A 17,776-nucleotide genomic window follows, 5' to 3' on the forward strand; every position below is an offset into this window, starting at 1 on the left:
GTAATTCATATATGTGAAACTCAGAAGCGCAATCAAGTCATTCAATGAAAAGAAAAACGATAAAACTACCACAATGAGGTTTATAAAAATAAGCTTTTTCGGGGATTAAACTTATTTTTATCTAAGTAAGATAATATCTCGTAGAAGCTAATGACACCTAATCTCACCCTCATCAAAACCGGCATCATTTTACAAAAAATATTCATTTAGTACTCTAAATTAGATATTATAGTCTCCTAATAGCCTTAAATTATTAAATAAAATTATCACATCGCTTTTTATTAATTTTTTTGATTATAAAAATATTATTAGATAAAAAAATGGATATCATGAGTTCTATAGAAGGATATAAGAAGAAAACAATATTGATAAATATGTTAACTAAATACTACTGTTATGTTTTTTATAAAGCATTATCAGTTGCTTCTTATCAAGAAAAAACCTCCTAAACACATTCTCTAATTTTTTGACATTTGTTATCAGGGCATGATATAATCAGTGTAAATCAAGGAGGAATTAATAAACATGAATAAGAAATTACATGCTACTATTGGTCTTAGTGCTGCAATTTTAGCACTTGGTCTATCATCTTCTGCACTTGCAGATGAACAAGAATTGCCAGTAAACCTTCCCACTACAGAGGCTTTTGAAAACCTAGTTGTTGAAAACATCCCTGCTTCAGCCGTTGATGTCAATCTAGCTCACGAATCAGTAAACACAGCTACTACCGCTAATACTGCCACTGAGGTTAACTCGGCGAGCACTGCTATCCTTAGTGAGGAGGTAACTACACCTGCAAGTACTCCTGCACCAGCAGTTGAAAATACAACTCCTATAAATCTTGAAGAATCAAGTCCAGTTGTAAACACACCAACAGTTGATGAGCGTGTGTCAGAAGTTCGTATCCATCACATCCGTCGAACAACCGAAGCAAGTTACTCACAATTTAGCTCTCAAAAAGATGTGCTTTACGCAACGATTAAAACTCCTGCTTTCACTGAATACGACACAGCTGCTTTTGCGCCAGCAACGGTTACCGATGAAAACGGAAAAACATGGTATTTTGCTAAATACGACGACATGGTGCTTAACAATAAGAGTAATTACGGCGCACCTAAAAAAGGGATTGCTTCAAGTCCTATTATTGATGTTACCTACTTCTACGATGATGTTGACCTTGCGCCAACTGTCGCGCAACAGGCCCGTTTTGTCGATAATAAGGGACAGGAAATTGCTCCAATCCAAGTCAACATGGTTAGACGTGATATTGATTTAGCTTACTATGCCTATTTCCCGACTGCTCCTAAAACAATCCAGGCAAATGGTAAAACATATGAGCTACAATTAATTGATGACCAAGAAATTAAGTCACACAAAATTCGTATCTCAAATACTGTTACAATCACTTATATTTACAAGGAAGTGACTGAAGGAACAGCTGAAAAACCTGTAACACCAGTTACACCAACAAATGCTAAAAAACTTCGTCTTCCTAAAGGCAATAACGGTGTGAAAACACGTATCCCTGTTAACTACAGACACCAAACAAATTCTTCAAATCAAGGAACTACAAAATTACGTCTCCCTAAAGGGAATAATGGTGTTAAAACTCGTGTACCGGCTAAAAAGAACACTCCTATTCTTGCAGTAGACTACTTATAAGCAATGAAAAAAAATTCCTAAGAAGTTATACTTCTTAGGAATTTCTTGCTTTAAGAAATAATATAACAAAAAACGTTTTCTATAAGAAGAAACTCAGGTTCCACTAAAAATAGCTTGAATTAAATCGTCAACAAGTAGGATTCTACAGACTTGGGGAACTATTGCCTATTGAACATTTTCTAAGATAGTTATTCCTCAGATAATAGACTCCTGTTAAAGGATATATCTTTTGATTCTCGTTAATTGATAGTAATTTAGTTTTTATATTTTACCCTTTATCCACAATCTTAATACGGCTACTGCCATCATGCGACTTGATGATAGCTAATTGTTGGGCGATGCCTTCTTTCATGTCGTCCACGTGACTGATGACACCGACCATACGGTTTTCACCGATTTGTTCCAGAACAGCGATGGCTTTGGTCAGGGCTTCCTTATCCAGTGAGCCAAACCCTTCGTCGATGAAGAGAGCTTCAACAACAGCACCTTTGCTAGTATTTTGCACCACCTCTGAGAGGGATAGGGCAATAGCCAGTGCAGCGATAAAGGTTTCTCCTCCAGACAAGGATTTGACGGAACGCTCGCTACCTGTCAGCTGGTCATAGACGTTGATGTCCAAACCAAAGTGATCACGCGCCCGACGCCCTTCTTCACTCAAGACAAAGGAATAGCGGTTATCCGTTAAGAGACCGATGTAGTTAGCATTGGCATAGTCTAAGATTTGTTGGAAATACTGACGGATAACATAGACTTCAAGATTGAGTCGTCCAGTTAGTGCTGTATTTTCTCCCTTAACCACCTTAACCAGATCGCTGAGCTCTTGGTGAGCTTTAAAGGCCTCTTGATTACTGTCTTGAAGGGTTTTGGCCGCTTGGTAGGTAGCCGTCGCATCTTTAATCCCCTTCTCAATGACAGACACCTGAGCCAGCTGCTTATCATAGCTCTCCTGACAATCCTCTACTGCTTGTGTTAGATTGCCAAGGTCTGGCTTTTCTTGGTCTTTGATAAGCTCTTGACCCTTGACAATCTGCGCCTTCAACTCTTGTTTAAGAGTTTGGTAGCTTGTCAATTGAGCCTGGAGCTCAGGAATCGCTTGCTTATTCACCTCAAGAAGCCAAAGCTGGATTTGCTCTAGGTCATTGGTGAGGGCCCCTTCAGCCATAAGACTTTGGTCTAGTTCAGCCGATAAACGCTTAGTTTCTTGGCTAGCATTTTCTTTAGACTTGGTTAAGCTCTCAAGTTGCCCCTTGATGCCTTGAATGTCAGCATGAAGTTGGTTGTAGGCTCCACTATTTTCCTTGACTTGCTTATTGTAGAGGTCCAACTCCTGCTTTGCTAGGGAAATACGTTCTTGATAAACCTCAACAGATTCAAGCTCTTGATGAGCTTCTTGTAACTCCTTAAGACGTTCCTTAGCTTGGTCAAGCGCCGCCTTAGCCTCTTGATAGGCTTTAGCCAAATCTATCAATTTTTCCTGAGCTTGCCCTAACTTCTCTTGATAATGGACACGATCTGCCTCTTCCTTATCAAAGCGTTTGTGTAGATCTTGATAATACTGCTCAACCTTTCGGAGTAAGGCTTGTCCACAGTCTGCTTCATAGTCCTCTGAAAAATCAAAATCAAATTGTCCCTTAACTTGCTCCTGGAGTTCTTGATAGTGTTTTTCGAGAGCTAGCTTGACTTTAGCCACTTGGTCAAGCAAATCTTGACGTTTAGATTCAACTTCGCTCAAGGTAGCCTGACGGTTTGACAAGGTAGCGACTTTCTTTTCTTTTTGAGCTTGAAGTTCCTCCACCTGATTCATGAGATCCTTCAAGGCCGCTTCATTCGCCTGTGTCCCATCGACCTTAGGATGGTCAATGGAACCACAAACCATACATGGCTGTCCATCCTCTAATTCTGCCTGCAACTGGGCAATCATGAGTTGACGACGTGAAGCTAAAGTGGTTGCTAACTGGTCTTCCAATTCCTTGAGACTTTCTTGAACTTGGTCAATATCCAAAGATAACCCTTGTTGACGTTTTTCCGTCTTGGCCAACTCCTGCTTCAAGTCCTCTATTTCTTTCAGGTCCTGAGCCAGTTGATTATCCACATTGTAACCCACAGACTGGAGGAGTTTTTCGGCTTCATGCAAGCTATCTAAACTTAGGCGATTGGCCTCCAAATCTGACAAGGACTTGTTAAGCGTCTCAATCTTTTTCGACGCCTGTTGATAGGTTTCTTCCAACTGCTTGTAGTTAGTGCTTGAACGTTTGATTTTCTCCTGCTCTCGGACAAGACTCTGAGCATAGATAATATCCTCTTTCCAAGTTTCAAGCTCCTCTTCTTTTTGAAGAGAGTCCTTAGATTGAGCTGCGAGTGCCTCTTTTTGAGCCTTAACTCCCTCAAAAGCCTGCTGCTTTTCACTCAATTCTTCCTGAGCGATTTCAAGATCCTGCTCTAATTGCAACAACTGTTTCTGATATTGTTTAAGGCTACTAATGGTTTCCTGCAGACCTTGAGCGAACTGCAATTCCTCCAGATGCACTTTGGCTTCTGCCTGTTCCTGAGCACCTTCCTCAATTTCCAGACGGTAACGCTCCTTGGCTTGCTTCAATTCTTGGAAAATCTTTGCCAAATCTTGGGCAGTTTGCAAGCTCTTCTGCAGTTTAACCAAATCCTCATAGGCATCCTTCAAGATGCTTTTTTGCTCCGTAAGACTTTCTTGACGCTGAGACAAAAGCTCTTCAAGGCGTGCCAATTTTTCAGAGGCTGGCGTTTGGATCAAGACTGCTAATTCCTCCTCAGACCACACCTGACTGGCAAAATGGCCATCTAGCTGAGCTTGACGCTTATCCATATCTTTATTGCTCTGACGAAGACGCTCTTCCAAGCTCTTTTGAAAACGGTCAAAAATACCCGTTCCAAAGATTTTCTTTAAAATTTGAGTCTTGATCTTGGAATCTTCTTTCAAGAAACGGCTGAAATCATTTTGCGGAAGGAGAATAATCTGTTTGAACTGCTCAGCATTGAGCCCCAAAATCTGCTCAATCTGGTCACTCACTTCCTTGATCTTATCCCCAAGCTTTTCAATTTCCTGACCACCAATCTTATCCACAATGACTAAAGAAGCCGTTGCCTTTTGCATGGTCGTGCCCCCACCTCGCTTGGCTCTCTCCTGCTGGAGCACTCGCTCAATGCGATAAAGATGCTTGCCTTGTTGGAAATAAAAGGTTACCTTGGTCAAGTCATCCTCTGGACCAGCGAAGGTTGACCTCATCTCTTCAACATTACGATCACCACTGGTTGTGGCAAACAAGGCAACCGTCATGGCATCAAAGAGGGTACTCTTACCAGCCCCCGTGTCCCCACCAATCAAAAAGAGGGGAGCATGGTCAAACTGGGTGAAATTGATGACTTCCTTACGATAAGGCCCAAAATTGGTCAATTCTAACTGGACTGGTCTCATTGTCGACTCCTCTCAATCTCCTCAAAAATACTTTCCACAAGGGCAGTTTGTCTCTCAGACAAGACATCGCCCCCAGTCACTGTCTGGTAAAAATCAGAGACAATTTCCTGAGGCGACCGCATTTCCAAATCTTTTAAGTGCTGATCTACAGTCAAGCTTTCTTCCCTGACATCACCCAAACGACTGAAAGTGATTTCTACAATGTCTGTCCCATAAATCTCTTCCAGACGGGCACGCACATTGATGCCCTCTAGTTCCTTACGACTGGACAATTGAATATCAAAGGCAAACCAAGCCTTTTGACAAGGTTGTACCTTATAAAATTCAGGTGACACCAAGGTTTCAAAAGGCTCCTGCAAGGTCACAATCGGCCGTCTGACCTCTAAAGGATGGAAGGCCTGAGACAAGTCTCCAGTTGCATCCAAGTCAAGAATATAAACGCCTTTTTCTTCCTTACGCTTGGCTTCTTTGACATTAAAGGCGACCGGACTGCCTGAATATTGCACGCGCTGGCTCGGACTGGCAAAACGCGTATGGATATGCCCTAAGGCCACATAATCGAAAGCCTTGAAAAGGTCACTGGTCACATTGGTAAGACCACCTACCGTATTGCTGGTTTCAGACAACATCAATTCCCGTAGACTTTGACCATCGCTATCATCCTTTTTAGAAACCGCAAAATGCGTCACCAAAATATGGACCTTGTCAGGATCAAAAGCTTTTTCCATATCCTCGAGAATGTAGGCCAAGGCATCACCAATTCCCTGAATTTCCTTATTCTCATCGTCTTTATAGTAAATACGAGCATCAATGGGGTCAATAAAGGGAAGGAGGAAAATCTGGCAAACCTCCAACTCAATAGGCTCAAAAGCCTCCTCCAAACGTGTGCTCAAATGAAGGCCCTGAGGTTGAAAGAAGTCACGCCCAAAATGCAAACGTTCCGCACCATCGTGGTTGCCACTGATAGCATAGACAGGAATCTTATCCTCCAACACCAAGCGGGCCAAGGTCTTATTAAATAGCTTAATCGCATCCACAGGCGGCACCGCACGGTCATAGAGGTCTCCCGCAATGATAACCCCATCCACTTTTTCGCTAATAGCCAAATCCACAATCTGTTGAAATGCCCACTCCTGCTCCTCCAACAAAGACCAGCCATTGAGGGTTCGCCCCACATGCCAATCTGACGTATGTAAAAACTTCATGACAGTCTCCTCATTCGTTTTGTCTTACTCTATTGTACCTTATCAAGCTAAATACTGCTTAAAAGATTCACAAACCTTGGGAGATTCCGTGAATTTTATCCGCAGACCAAAAAATCTCTCCCGAGCAATCACACTCGAGAGAGATTTTATTTTTGGAATTTATGAGAGATAAGGTGTGGAAATCTTAGTCTTGGTTTTTACGACGATTCATAGCCGCAAGTCCTGACATAAGTCCCATAACAACAACACCCATTGCTGCAAGGTTGTTATCTGACTCACCTGTTACTGGCAATTGTCCGTCGCCTTCTTTAGCTTTATCAGAACCATCTGCCTTCTTACCATCTTTGTTTCCAGATTTCTTCTTATCTGAACCTTTACCATCTGAAGCGCCATCGGCTGCTGATCCAGAACCTTTAGAACCTTTAGAACCTTTAGATCCATTTGAGGCCGCTTTTACAGCTTTAGAAGTTGAATTTCCACCATTTCCAGATTGACCATTATTACCATTTGAAGGTGTTGAGCCATCTTCGACCTTACGATAGATATAGGTCACGACTGTTTGACCTTTTGTCATCTTGTCTGTAGATTTACCTTCTTGACGAATCAATTCGTATTTCACACCATTACGGTAGATATAACGGTCACCGTGAACGTTAACTTCAGAACCAACAGAGTTAGTGATCACAAGTGGCATCTTGATTTGGTTACCATACTCGTCACGGTAGATAACAACGATAGTACCAACTTCTTTGTTAACTGCCGGTTTAGCAGGTTCTGCATTAACCACCTTGTAAACAACCTTTGTATCTTCACCAGGGTTGCTTGGTGTCACACCAGTCTTATCAGCCTTGTAACCTTTCACTTCAGGAACAAGAGTCATAGCAGCCTTAGTTGGATCGTTAGGATCATTTGTGTAAGCAACTGCTTCAACACCTGGGATTGGATTCCCTTTTTCGTCAACGGCAATAATCTTACCAAATTTAGTGTAAGTTACAGTCTCAACCTTGCTGTCCATAGTGACATCTTGAGAAGCCACACTGCCTTTATCGGCGAAGTAACCGTTAACCATTGGTGTAATCACGAGATCAAACTTAGTCTTATCTGCCTTCCATTCACCTGCAGTAAGAATATCACCTGTTACAGAGTCAAGCGTCAATGAACGTTTCCATTGTGCTTTCTGAACACTGTCTACTGGCAATTTAGCATTGCTATCTTTGCTTGCATAGTGAACAGTATATGTCACATCTTTAAGGTAAGCATCCTTAGCTGGCCATTTTGGACCGTTTGGTTGGTTAGGATAGATTGGTGTTCCTGGTTCGTGAGCATTGTCTGGATTAAAGTCAAGTGCTACACGTTTGAAGCTTACTGTCCAAGCTTGGTCAACTGTGCTATCCAAGTCAAAGCTTGCACCAGCTGGGTAACCATCTGTTACAAGGACATAGCCAAGGTCTTGATAGTGTTTGATACGTTCAGCTGTTGAATAGTTAACCGCTTCACCAGACTTACCAGCCAAAGTAACAGTTTCAAGGATTGAACCACTTGTTTTATCACGGTAAACAACACTTGCTTTTTGATCGTTCTTAACATAAACAACCTTAGTATCGCTAGACAAGTCACCTGGTGTTGCAGGTACTACCTTAGCAGTGTAACCTGGGATAGTTGGCAAGTTCTTGTCAACTGCAATCATCTTAGTTGGATCGTTAGGATCATTGATGTAGGCAGTATCTGACACACCTGCAATTGGGTTACCATTTTCATCGACAATGACAAATTTACCAAAGGCCTTATAAGTTACAGTGTCAGTTGCTTCTGGAACATCTGGAGTTACTGTCTTGCCACCTGCTACCGCTTTATCTGCAAAGTAACCATTAACAACAGGAACCTTAACTGTACCGTAAGTGTGGCTAGTTTCATTCCAAGTCACCTTACCAGTCGCTTGGTTATCCTTACCTGCAAAGGTATAGTCAGATTTCACATCTGCAGCTGGAGTTTTATCGCCAGCACCTTGGAAAGTAACTGTTTGTTTCGTCGCCTTAGTCACATCGTTAACGATTGCTACGTAAACGACACGAGTGTCTTCACCTGGATTTGATGGTGATGCAGGGACAACCTTAACAGTGTAACCAGGAATACTTGGAAGCGTCTTGTCGATGGCAATCATCTTAGTCGCATCATTAGGATCGTTAGTGTAGGCAGTTGTTGATACACCTGGAATTGGATTGCCATTTTCATCCACAGCGATAAATTTACCAAAGGCTTTGTATGTCACTGTGTCTGTCGCATTTGGTGCATCTGGAGTAACTGTCTTGCCACCTGCTACGGCTTTATCGGCATAGTAACCAGTAACAACTGGAGTTTTGACTGTTCCATAAGTGTGAGTCGTTTCAGTCCAAGTTGTTGTATTAGTTGTAGGATCTTCTTTACCGTTGAAGCTAAAGTCATTTTGAGTGTTAGCAGCTGGTGTCTTCGTATCAGCACCAGTGTAAGTCACTGTTTGACTTGTTGCTTTAGTGACATCTTTCGTGTCTTTTTCAACGATAATGTGGTAACGGTAACCTGGAGCTAGGTATTGACCACCACCATTAGCATCAATAGAAGCATCTAAACCTTGAGCGCCATTGGCAAATTGAACGAGGTCAACGACACGGCTTTGATTATAAGCCCAAGAACGATTTGAGCGAATCGTTGCAATACCGTTAACATAATCATATTGACGTTCTGCTTTTAAAACATCCACATAAGCATTAGCTCTAGACTTATCAGCAGAGGCATATTTGATGCGGTATCCTGCTGGCACTGGTGGAAGTTCTGTTATACCGGCATCATAGATTTTATTGTAAGTTTTACCGTTTGCTGTGATTGTTTCAGTTGAGTTGTTAATACGGTAGGTTGAAGAGTTTGGAATCTTATTTCCAGCTTCATCCACATAGTCGATAATACCAAGGTTGGCATAGTTTACGACGACCACATATCTACCAGTCGCATCGTCAATGTAGTCATAAGCTCTCATGACACCATCGCTATCACGACCGACTTTAAGGTGGTTGATATAATCAATGTTAACAAAGTATTGTTGACGCTCTGGCAAAAAGGCAAGTTTGTAGCCGAGGTTTGTCAAGTCAGGGTTTGTTGAGCCTGCTCCAGCATTTGTCAAAACAGCAACCGCATCAGTTGTACGAAGGCTACGGTTTGATACCGCAAGTCCCATAGCATTGATGAGATTTTCAGAGTTAAGACTTGCTTCAGCAGCATTCAATTCACTGCTTGTCACAGCCAACTCGCTAGTCGCTACTTTAAGGACGCTATTTACAGCGTTAGTTGTAGACTCTGCACTTGCAGTTTCTGCTGCAGTCGCAACTGAAGCAGCCGCACTTGTTTGTGCTGATACTTGACCAGCAGCTGGAGTTTCTGCTACAGCTGTTGAGTTAAGAGCTTGTGCACTAGTAGCTACAGATGAAACATTTGCTACTGCAGATTCAGAGCTCGCTTGCGATGCAGCCTGAGAAGTTGCTTCTGAACTAGCTGCTGTTTGACTAGTTGTTGAAGCTGCTTGGCTGTTTTGAGCTGCTGATTGCGGTTGTTCACTAGCCAAGGCCACAGTAGAGACTGAACTTGGTGCGTTTTCTGTTGTTGCTGGCGCTACTGATGCTGTTGTTGGCGTTGATTGCTCCACGACGACATCTGGCTCAGCAGTTGTTTCCATACCTGCGGTAGTTGGTGCTACCGTTTCATCAGCTTGGGCACCCTGCGCATTTGAGAAGATTGAAACTCCCAAAAGGACAGAGGCTACACCAAAGCTATATTTTCTTAATGAAAAACGTTGGCGTTTATTAAACATATCTCTCATAATAATAAATTTCCTCAATATCCAAATTACTTTATATACAATTTCCATTTTATACTATAATTATTAAATTGTCAAATATATACTAATAATTGTGTAAAAGTTTAACTTTTATTAGAAAACATTAATTTAAAACTTTTATCTAAGTCCTTTGAAACATCAAAACATTCGTGCTTTCATTTTCCAAAACCCCACTTTTTGTTAGTTTTATAATTTTCGAAATATTTTTAACCGATAATCTTTTTTATTAAAAACACCCATTCCCGATACGACATTATTTGGTTTTGATTCTATTTATTAAAATACAAAATTTATACCTTCAAAAAGAATATTTTTTTAAACCTCCTAACTCACATCTTACCGCTTGATTTCTAAATCCCTTATCACTACTAGGTTTTCAGACTTTTTGGCACAAGATTTCAAGAAAGATTCAAAAATCCCCTTGGCTTTTCGCCAAAGGGGATTCTTTCATCTATTATTTGAAAATAGAACTTGTGAAACTATCTGTCTCTTGTAGGAGTTTCTTATAGACAGCTTCTTTGAGTTTCGTCGTATGGCTTGTTGACACTGATTTATTACCGTTATTATCTGTTTTAATACTTGCAGCATCTTTTGCTACTGCAGCCTTAAACAAGGCTAATAAATCATCGTAAGAGCTTACTGTTGTGCCGTCAATTGTAACTGTCGTCAAACCATGTGACGCTTTGTCTTTCACTTCTTTGAAGTAGGCCTTCTTGAAGGCTTCTAGTGAGTTGAACTGACCATCAGAAATCTTGCTAATGATAAAGTCGTCTCCAAGGGTGTCCTTACCAGCCGCTTTTGCTTCTTGTTTATACTTGTTAGTCGCATAACCTAGGAAGCCTTTTTCATAGCCATAGTAACCCCAGAGTCTGAAGGTATTATGCTTGAAGGACATGGCACCAGGAGAACCCTCGCTGGTATTTCCTCCATAGATGGCAGACATCATAGGAACATTGACATAAGCAGAAGAGAAATCATCTGGTTTATAGACACCATTTCCTGGACCACGATTGGTCATGAAGTTATTGTCCACAAGGTCATCAATAGAGGTCAAGTTAATAGCCTTTTCACTATCACTTAGAGCACGAACCTTGTCGTATTGATTTTTACTGTTACCTCGTAGCTGTTTATCTACCTTCTTGAACCATGCGTTATTGAGCTCTTGATTTCCTTGACTGAGGACCGCTTCCCCTTCAAGTGAGTCAAGAAGCATGAGGGTATCGTTGTAGCCCTTCATGTAACGGTCGATGGCTTCACGTGAGTTCAACTTGTTTGGATTAGTGTTATACCACTGATTACCGTCGTTTTCTCTTTCAAAGGCCATGTTAAGTCCTAAGGCGCCGTATTCACCTTGATGACCTTGAGTAGCTGGTGATTGAAGAAGACCTTGGGCATATGCTTCAACGTCTGTTCCTTCACGACGACCATAATCTCCAAAGTAAGCAATACGGTCATTGATGTGGGTCGTTTCATGCGTAAAGGCCGAAGCACCGTACTCACTAATCATGTTAGACATGACGAAAGTAACTTTGGCACGATTATCAAAGGCATTGTCATAGATAGCAGCATAGGCACCGGCCATAGCTCCGTTGTCTCCATAGTACTCACCAACTGGACCATAGATTTCACGGATTGGCGCATAGACTTCTGTACTGTCTTTAAATTGACCGTAGCGCTCTGGCCAACCTGGCCAACCATGACCCCAGACATAGAAACCTTCCCAGACAGGATTGACAATATCTTTGAACAATCTGTTTTTAACTTTGTCTGTAGCCAATCTATGCCAGAAATCAAGGTAGTTGATTTGACGTTGGGCAGCTAGATCAATCTCAGGTTTCAGTTTCTCAAGAGTCGTATTGTACTTGTTAGCTGTTCCATATGACATGGTGTCATAGGTTGAAATCAAGAACATCTCTGTTTTATCAAGATTCAATAATGGCAGAATCATTTTTCTGTGTAGGCCACGTGTTAAGTTATCGTAAGCACGATACTTGTGCTCACCGACACCTTCATTTTGCGAAGCTTTCTCTACAACATAGACCTTGTCCTTAGTGGCATCGATGAACCAATCATTCATATTGTCGATATTAGTGAACAATTCTCTATTATAGTTTAGGAAACCATTTAAATCTCCAGATTTAGTATATTTCGCTAGAACTTCACCAAAAGCATCATATGTTCTTGATCCACTGATATTATTTTCCTTAGAGCCAATCTCAATCAAACGGTCAAGGACATCCACATTTTTACCATAGAAGTCTGGCTTGAAGAGCATGATTTCTTTGATATTGACATCATCAAACTTAACACCGTAATAACGATTCAAATAGGTTAAACCTAGCAAGAGAGCAGCCTTATTTTTCTCGACCTTATCAAGAATCATTTGTTGAGCGGCAGGTGATTGGTTAAGCTGGTGATCCTCATTTTCAACCAGCTTAGTCACAAGGTTAGTCAAATTAGCTTTAACAGCCTCAAAGCTTTCTTCCAAGAAGAGGTTCTTAATGGCATTTACTCTATTTGGACCGGTACGACCAAGTTTTTGGTAAATTGGATCAGACTGCAACTCAATCGTTTTAAGGATATCAACAATACCATTAATAAGACTTGAGTGATCTTTTTGGACAATATTCGGAGTGTACTTGATACCCAAATCAGTAACAGTGTACTCCTTAACGTTGCTCAAACCTTCTGAACTATCTGAAAGCTTGAAGTAGTCTTTAGTACCATCAGCATAGTGAACAATAATCTTGTTAGCATCGCTTAAGTCTGTGACAAAATTACTGTCTTTCATTGGTGTCACTGAGAGTACATCTTTGGTATTCAAGTTATGGTTTTTAGCCAGTTTGTTTGCTTGATAGACAATATAATCCTTGTTATAGAACGGTTGAAGTTTCTCAATATTCTTATAAGCCTGGTTGTATTCTGGATTATAGTCTTGAATATTGGCAAAATCAGCTTGACTAGAAACATTATTAAGAGTATTCAACGCGTAAGGTTCGCTGACAAATGTATCAGCCGTTATTTTGTAGCCTTCAACACGCTTGTCAGCTTCTTCCTTAGTCAAATGTTTGAGTTTTTTCGGACTCTTGGTATCTCTACCAGTGCCATCTTCGGCAGAACTATAGCCGATAACCCCAAAGAGGTCTTTGATATAAGGTCCACCATCTTCGTCATCAACATCATTAGATGCAAAGATTTCTTGACCTTTAACTACCTTGGCATAGGTCACGTTGTCTTGAACAGCTCCGTAAGGCCAAGTCTTGGCAACAATACCACCGACATATCTTGTGTTTTTAACATCAAGAACACCTTTGGCTACTGAATTTGTTACCCTTGCCTTAGTTCCAGACTTCCAGCTATTAAGCATGTAGGTGACATATGGTACCAGCATACTTGCATTGGCATTATTGGCCGTAATAGTCGCATCCACATAAGCTCTGTTAACAAATCCCATGTAGTTTGAGCCAGCAATCCCACCAACTGTCGAGTTATTACCAACAGAGTTAATCTTACCGATAAAGGCGACATTTTCAATCTTGCCATCTTCATCAATCTTATTGACAATCCCCGCAACGTCATTATTACCAGTAACTGAACCAGTCACCTTAACATCTTCAATCAAACCTTTGTTTTTAAGGTTAAATCCAACTGCTGCTATTTGATTCTGACCAGGGCGATTGATGTCTACATTTTCAAAGTTGATATTCTTAATGGTTCCCCCATTGATAACATCGAACAATGGGTGTTCCAAATCATAGATGGCAAAACGTTTGTCACCATCACTAATCAACTTACCAGTAAATTCGGTCGTAATGTATGATTTGCCGTTTGGAACAACGTGACGAGCACTCATACTTTGACCCAGTCTAAATTCACCTGATGGATTAGCCTGAATGGCATTGACCAACTCAGCAAAATCATAGTAAACATTGGCTTGACTAGCTTTCGGTTTCTCAATGTAGTAGCTATAAGTTTGAGCAAAATGATTTTGGCCATCACGTTGCACCAAATTGTCCGCTTCTGCAGTTACCTTATAAACCGCCTTACCATCAACTGTTGTCTCTTCGATAGACTTGACAGCCAAGTAAGTTGTTTTCTGATCTGCCGAAGTCATCTTCAAGTAATAATTCGTAAGGTCTTGAGGTACAGCTGTCAGACGGGTTTCATCCACTTCTGTTTGATTGTCATACTTAATCAAATCCGTACGGGCAAAATCTTTAAGCTCAACTTTCTTGAGATCAAGTTGGATGGTTTGGTCTGCCAGGACCTGACTTTCCTCACCATTGCCACGATCAAAGGTCATGGTTGTTGTAAGTGTATACGGCTTGTAATAGTCTAAGTTTGTTAAATCAGCAGTCAAGGTCGTGCTAGGAACATCAAGCGTTTGGACAACTTGTCCATCTTTCTTAAGTACCGCTTTAATAGTCGTGATGGCTACTGAACCTGGATTAGTCAATTGGTAGCTAAGCTTGGCACTTCGACCCAAGTCATCCTTGTCAATCTGTGTCAGTGTAAGAACTGGTTTTTCTGATATCTTAGCCCCTTTGCGAACGATACGATCTTGGACAGGAACTAGCACGGTTTCAGTGACAGTTGGCTCTTCAGCAGTCTTGTTACCCTTGTAAGTCTTATAAACCTTGGTGATTATATTTTGGCCTTTTTGACCTTCTTGGACAACTTTCAATGTGCCTTTTTCTAGACTATCATCTTCTTGGACAATTTCTTTAAATGGAAGCTCTACAATGGACTCCTCCGTCGTTGTGCCATCTAGAGGCTTGCTACCACGACGGATTTTTCTAGGTTGTGGCACCTCAATAACCTTACCTGACACAATAGTCGGCTCACCAACCTTGACACCATCAATGGTTTGGTAAATTTTCTGGATTTCTTGGCTACCTTTTTTACCCTCTTGTTCGACAACTTCTTCATCCATATACTTGTTATCATCCGTAATCACTTCGATAGGATAATCGATGGCTTGCGTTTCAGTCTCTGTGATACTGCCGACAACTGGGGTATGAACAGGATTCTCAGGTTGAACAAGGGCCTCACCTTCGTGGCCTGATTCTTGTGTTCCATTGGCACTGATTGGTCCAGTGTACTCTGGATTATCTGGTTGGACAGCTGCCTCGCCTTCGTGGCCAACTTCTTGTGTGCCATTAGCACTGATTGGACCAGTATATTCTGGAGCCGCTGGTTGAACCACAGCTTCACCCTCATGGCCAACTTCTTGTGTGCCGTTAGCACTGATTGGGCCCGTATATTCTGGAGCGGTAGGTTGAACCCACGCTTCTCCCTCATGACCAACTTCCTGGGTACCATTGGCACTTGTAGTATCGCTACTGATTGAACCGGTGTACTCTGGGTTAGCAGGTTGAACAACTGCCTCGCCTTCGTGACCAACCTCTTGCGTACCGTTAGCACTGATTGGGCCCGTATACTCTGGATTGGCGGGTTGAACTAGAGCCTCGCCTTCGTGGCCAACTTCTTGTGTCCCGTTAGCACTGATTGGGCCGGTGTACTCTGGATTGGCGGGTTGAACTAGAGCCTCGCCTTCGTGACCAACCTCTTGCGTACCGTTAGCACTGATAACACCAGTATATTCTGGATTGGCGGGTTGAACCACTGCCTCACCCTCATGGCCAACTTCTTGTGTGCCGTTAGCACTGATTGGGCCCGTATACTCTGGATTAGCAGGTTGAACAGCTGCTTCACCTTCATGACCTGATTCTTGCGTACCTTTAGCGCTAATTGGTCCAGTGTACTCTGGATTAGCAGGTTGAACTAGAGCTTCGCCCTCATGACCTGGCTCCTGAGTTCCTTTTTTCCAACTGATTTCTTTATCTATTTCATCCCGGCTTGCTGTGTTTTTATCTTCTCTTGATGGCTCAAGTCCTTTCAAAGTATTCTCCAAAGGTTGTTCAAGTTCAGGCTTAGCCGAGTAACGAAGATAGCCGACATACTCATAACCATCGATTGTAATAACACCTTTAGCTAGATCCGCCTCATCTGAGACAGTCAGAGTCTGATTATATGCCTGTAACTCCTTATTTTGCAAAGCAAGAACCTCAAGAGGGACAAGTAAACTTTGCCCTGCTGCTCCAATCAAGACCAATCCAATAATCTTTTTGCGGTGTTTTTTTGAAAATAGGAGCACAGCCAAAGTTGCTGTTGTCAGCCCTAAACCTGTTGCGGCCCAGTCAGAACTACCTGTCTGAGGAAGAGTAGCTTGACTGTCTCCCTTACGTTTATAGACCAGATAAAAAGTATCATCATTTTGATATTCCTTTGGAATAGCATGAATCACTTGCTTCTGCTCTTCAGCTGTCAATTCATTTTCAGTAACATAGGCCATATGTACCGAAGCATCCGTAGTAATCTGATCCGCCGAAACTGGCTTAGACACGAAAAGACCACCTGCTAACAAGAATGTTCCGATAGCAACTGGCCCGACACCAACTGACAATTTACGAATGGCGTATTTTGTCACTTTTTCAAAAACATGATTTGCTTGTTTCATTCATAATCTTCCTATATGTTAATCGTTGTACCCCAAAGGCACTTCAAAAACGAAGACGTTACTGAAAAACACGCACTCTATACATTTATTATCCTTCTTCCGAAATCTATCATATCCTTTTTTTAATCTTTAGGCAAGTATTTTCTCTAATTTTTAATCAATATAAATAATTATTTAGCAACCATACTTTTCTTTCATGAAAACCTCTAAAGCCTTTTCATATAAATAATTATAAAGACTCTAACATTTGTAAAAATATTCTATTGAAATTCAAAATACTAATAATTCAAAAGAAAAATAATTGGGCTAATCTCTCTTATTCAATTTTATATCTAATATTTTAATGTAAGTAAAAATCATCGTTCAATAGACACAAAAGAGACCCACCCCTTATGGGATGAGTCTCTTTTTCGAAAACTGAAATAGTCTAACTAACTATATTGAGGGATTTAACCTATTAACTATTTTAGTCTTCTTTTTTGCGTTTTCCTACTAAACCAAGTCCAGCTGCCGCAAGAATTCCACCAAGGACTACGCCACCGATAGATACTTCGTCTCCTGTTTCTGGAAGTGTAGAAGCATCTTTTTCAGTTGATGAAATGTTTGCTCTTGCTTTAAGGTTCATATGATTAGCTAAAGTTGTTGATGACTCAACTTTACCATTTAGTGATGGTTTAACAACTGTTGGAGTATTCTCAGAACCCTTACCATTGTTGAAGGAATCTACTGTTCCACTTGTTGTGGCAAACATTGGAGCACTAGCTCCTGAAACGTTACCTGCTAGGTCTGTCGCTCTAGCTGTCACGCTACCTTCTGGAATGTTAACTGTTGGAACTACCACTGCGAGACCTGTTTCATCAGCTGTCGCTTCACCAATCTTATTGCCGTCTTTATCGAACAATTCAACCTTAGAACCTGGTTCTGCAATAACATCGATTGGAGTACGAGTGCCCGCCTTACCTGTAAGATCAGTATTCACTACTGGTGCGTCTGGCGCTATCGTATCAGTTCCCTTACCTACAGTCACTGATGTTGGGTTAGAGGTGTTGCCTGCATCATCTGTTGCAGTGACAGAA

6 protein-coding genes are annotated in these 17,776 nt (G+C 41.4%); all 6 read right to left on the reverse strand.

Annotated features, from left to right (window positions below; genetic code table 11):
* Nucleotides 1-1,412: 1,412 nt before the first annotated feature.
* On the reverse strand, nucleotides 1,413-1,502 hold the full coding sequence (locus H7T93_RS10075; RefSeq protein ID WP_155124243.1) for a twin-arginine translocation signal domain-containing protein: 90 nt from the start codon (nucleotides 1,500-1,502) through the stop codon (nucleotides 1,413-1,415).
* Between the two features lie 428 nt (nucleotides 1,503-1,930).
* Nucleotides 1,931-5,110, reverse strand: a complete 3,180-nt coding sequence (locus H7T93_RS09040; RefSeq protein ID WP_201041880.1) for an AAA family ATPase — start codon at nucleotides 5,108-5,110, stop codon at nucleotides 1,931-1,933.
* The gene (locus H7T93_RS09045; protein WP_201041882.1) at nucleotides 5,107-6,315 is read right to left on the reverse strand and encodes an exonuclease SbcCD subunit D; all 1,209 of its coding nucleotides are present in this window, start codon (nucleotides 6,313-6,315) and stop codon (nucleotides 5,107-5,109) included. The genes H7T93_RS09040 and H7T93_RS09045 overlap by 4 nt, the downstream gene beginning before the upstream one ends.
* Before the next feature lie 184 nt (nucleotides 6,316-6,499).
* Complete coding sequence (locus tag H7T93_RS09050; protein WP_037601916.1) at nucleotides 6,500-10,162, reverse strand: YSIRK signal domain/LPXTG anchor domain surface protein; 3,663 nt, start codon at nucleotides 10,160-10,162, stop codon at nucleotides 6,500-6,502.
* 472 nt (nucleotides 10,163-10,634) lie between these two features.
* Nucleotides 10,635-16,700, reverse strand: a complete 6,066-nt coding sequence (locus tag H7T93_RS09055) for a ZmpA/ZmpB/ZmpC family metallo-endopeptidase (protein ID WP_195950917.1) — start codon at nucleotides 16,698-16,700, stop codon at nucleotides 10,635-10,637.
* Between the two features lie 466 nt (nucleotides 16,701-17,166).
* The coding region (locus tag H7T93_RS09060) for an LPXTG cell wall anchor domain-containing protein (RefSeq protein WP_201035992.1) at nucleotides 17,167-17,776 on the reverse strand (610 nt) is incomplete at its 5' end.

Origin of the sequence: Streptococcus sp. 9.1, from assembly GCF_016648815.1 — a bacterium.
In the GTDB taxonomy this organism is placed as follows: domain Bacteria; phylum Bacillota; class Bacilli; order Lactobacillales; family Streptococcaceae; genus Streptococcus; species Streptococcus salivarius_E.

Coding starts and splice junctions, on each gene's coding strand:
- H7T93_RS09040 (WP_201041880.1), bottom strand. CDS start 5,110: ATGAGACCAGTCCAGTTAGAATTGACCAATTTTGGGCCTTATCGTAAG.
- H7T93_RS09045 (WP_201041882.1), bottom strand. CDS start 6,315: ATGAAGTTTTTACATACGTCAGATTGGCATGTGGGGCGAACCCTCAAT.
- H7T93_RS09050 (WP_037601916.1), bottom strand. CDS start 10,162: ATGAGAGATATGTTTAATAAACGCCAACGTTTTTCATTAAGAAAATAT.
- H7T93_RS09055 (WP_195950917.1), bottom strand. CDS start 16,700: ATGAAACAAGCAAATCATGTTTTTGAAAAAGTGACAAAATACGCCATT.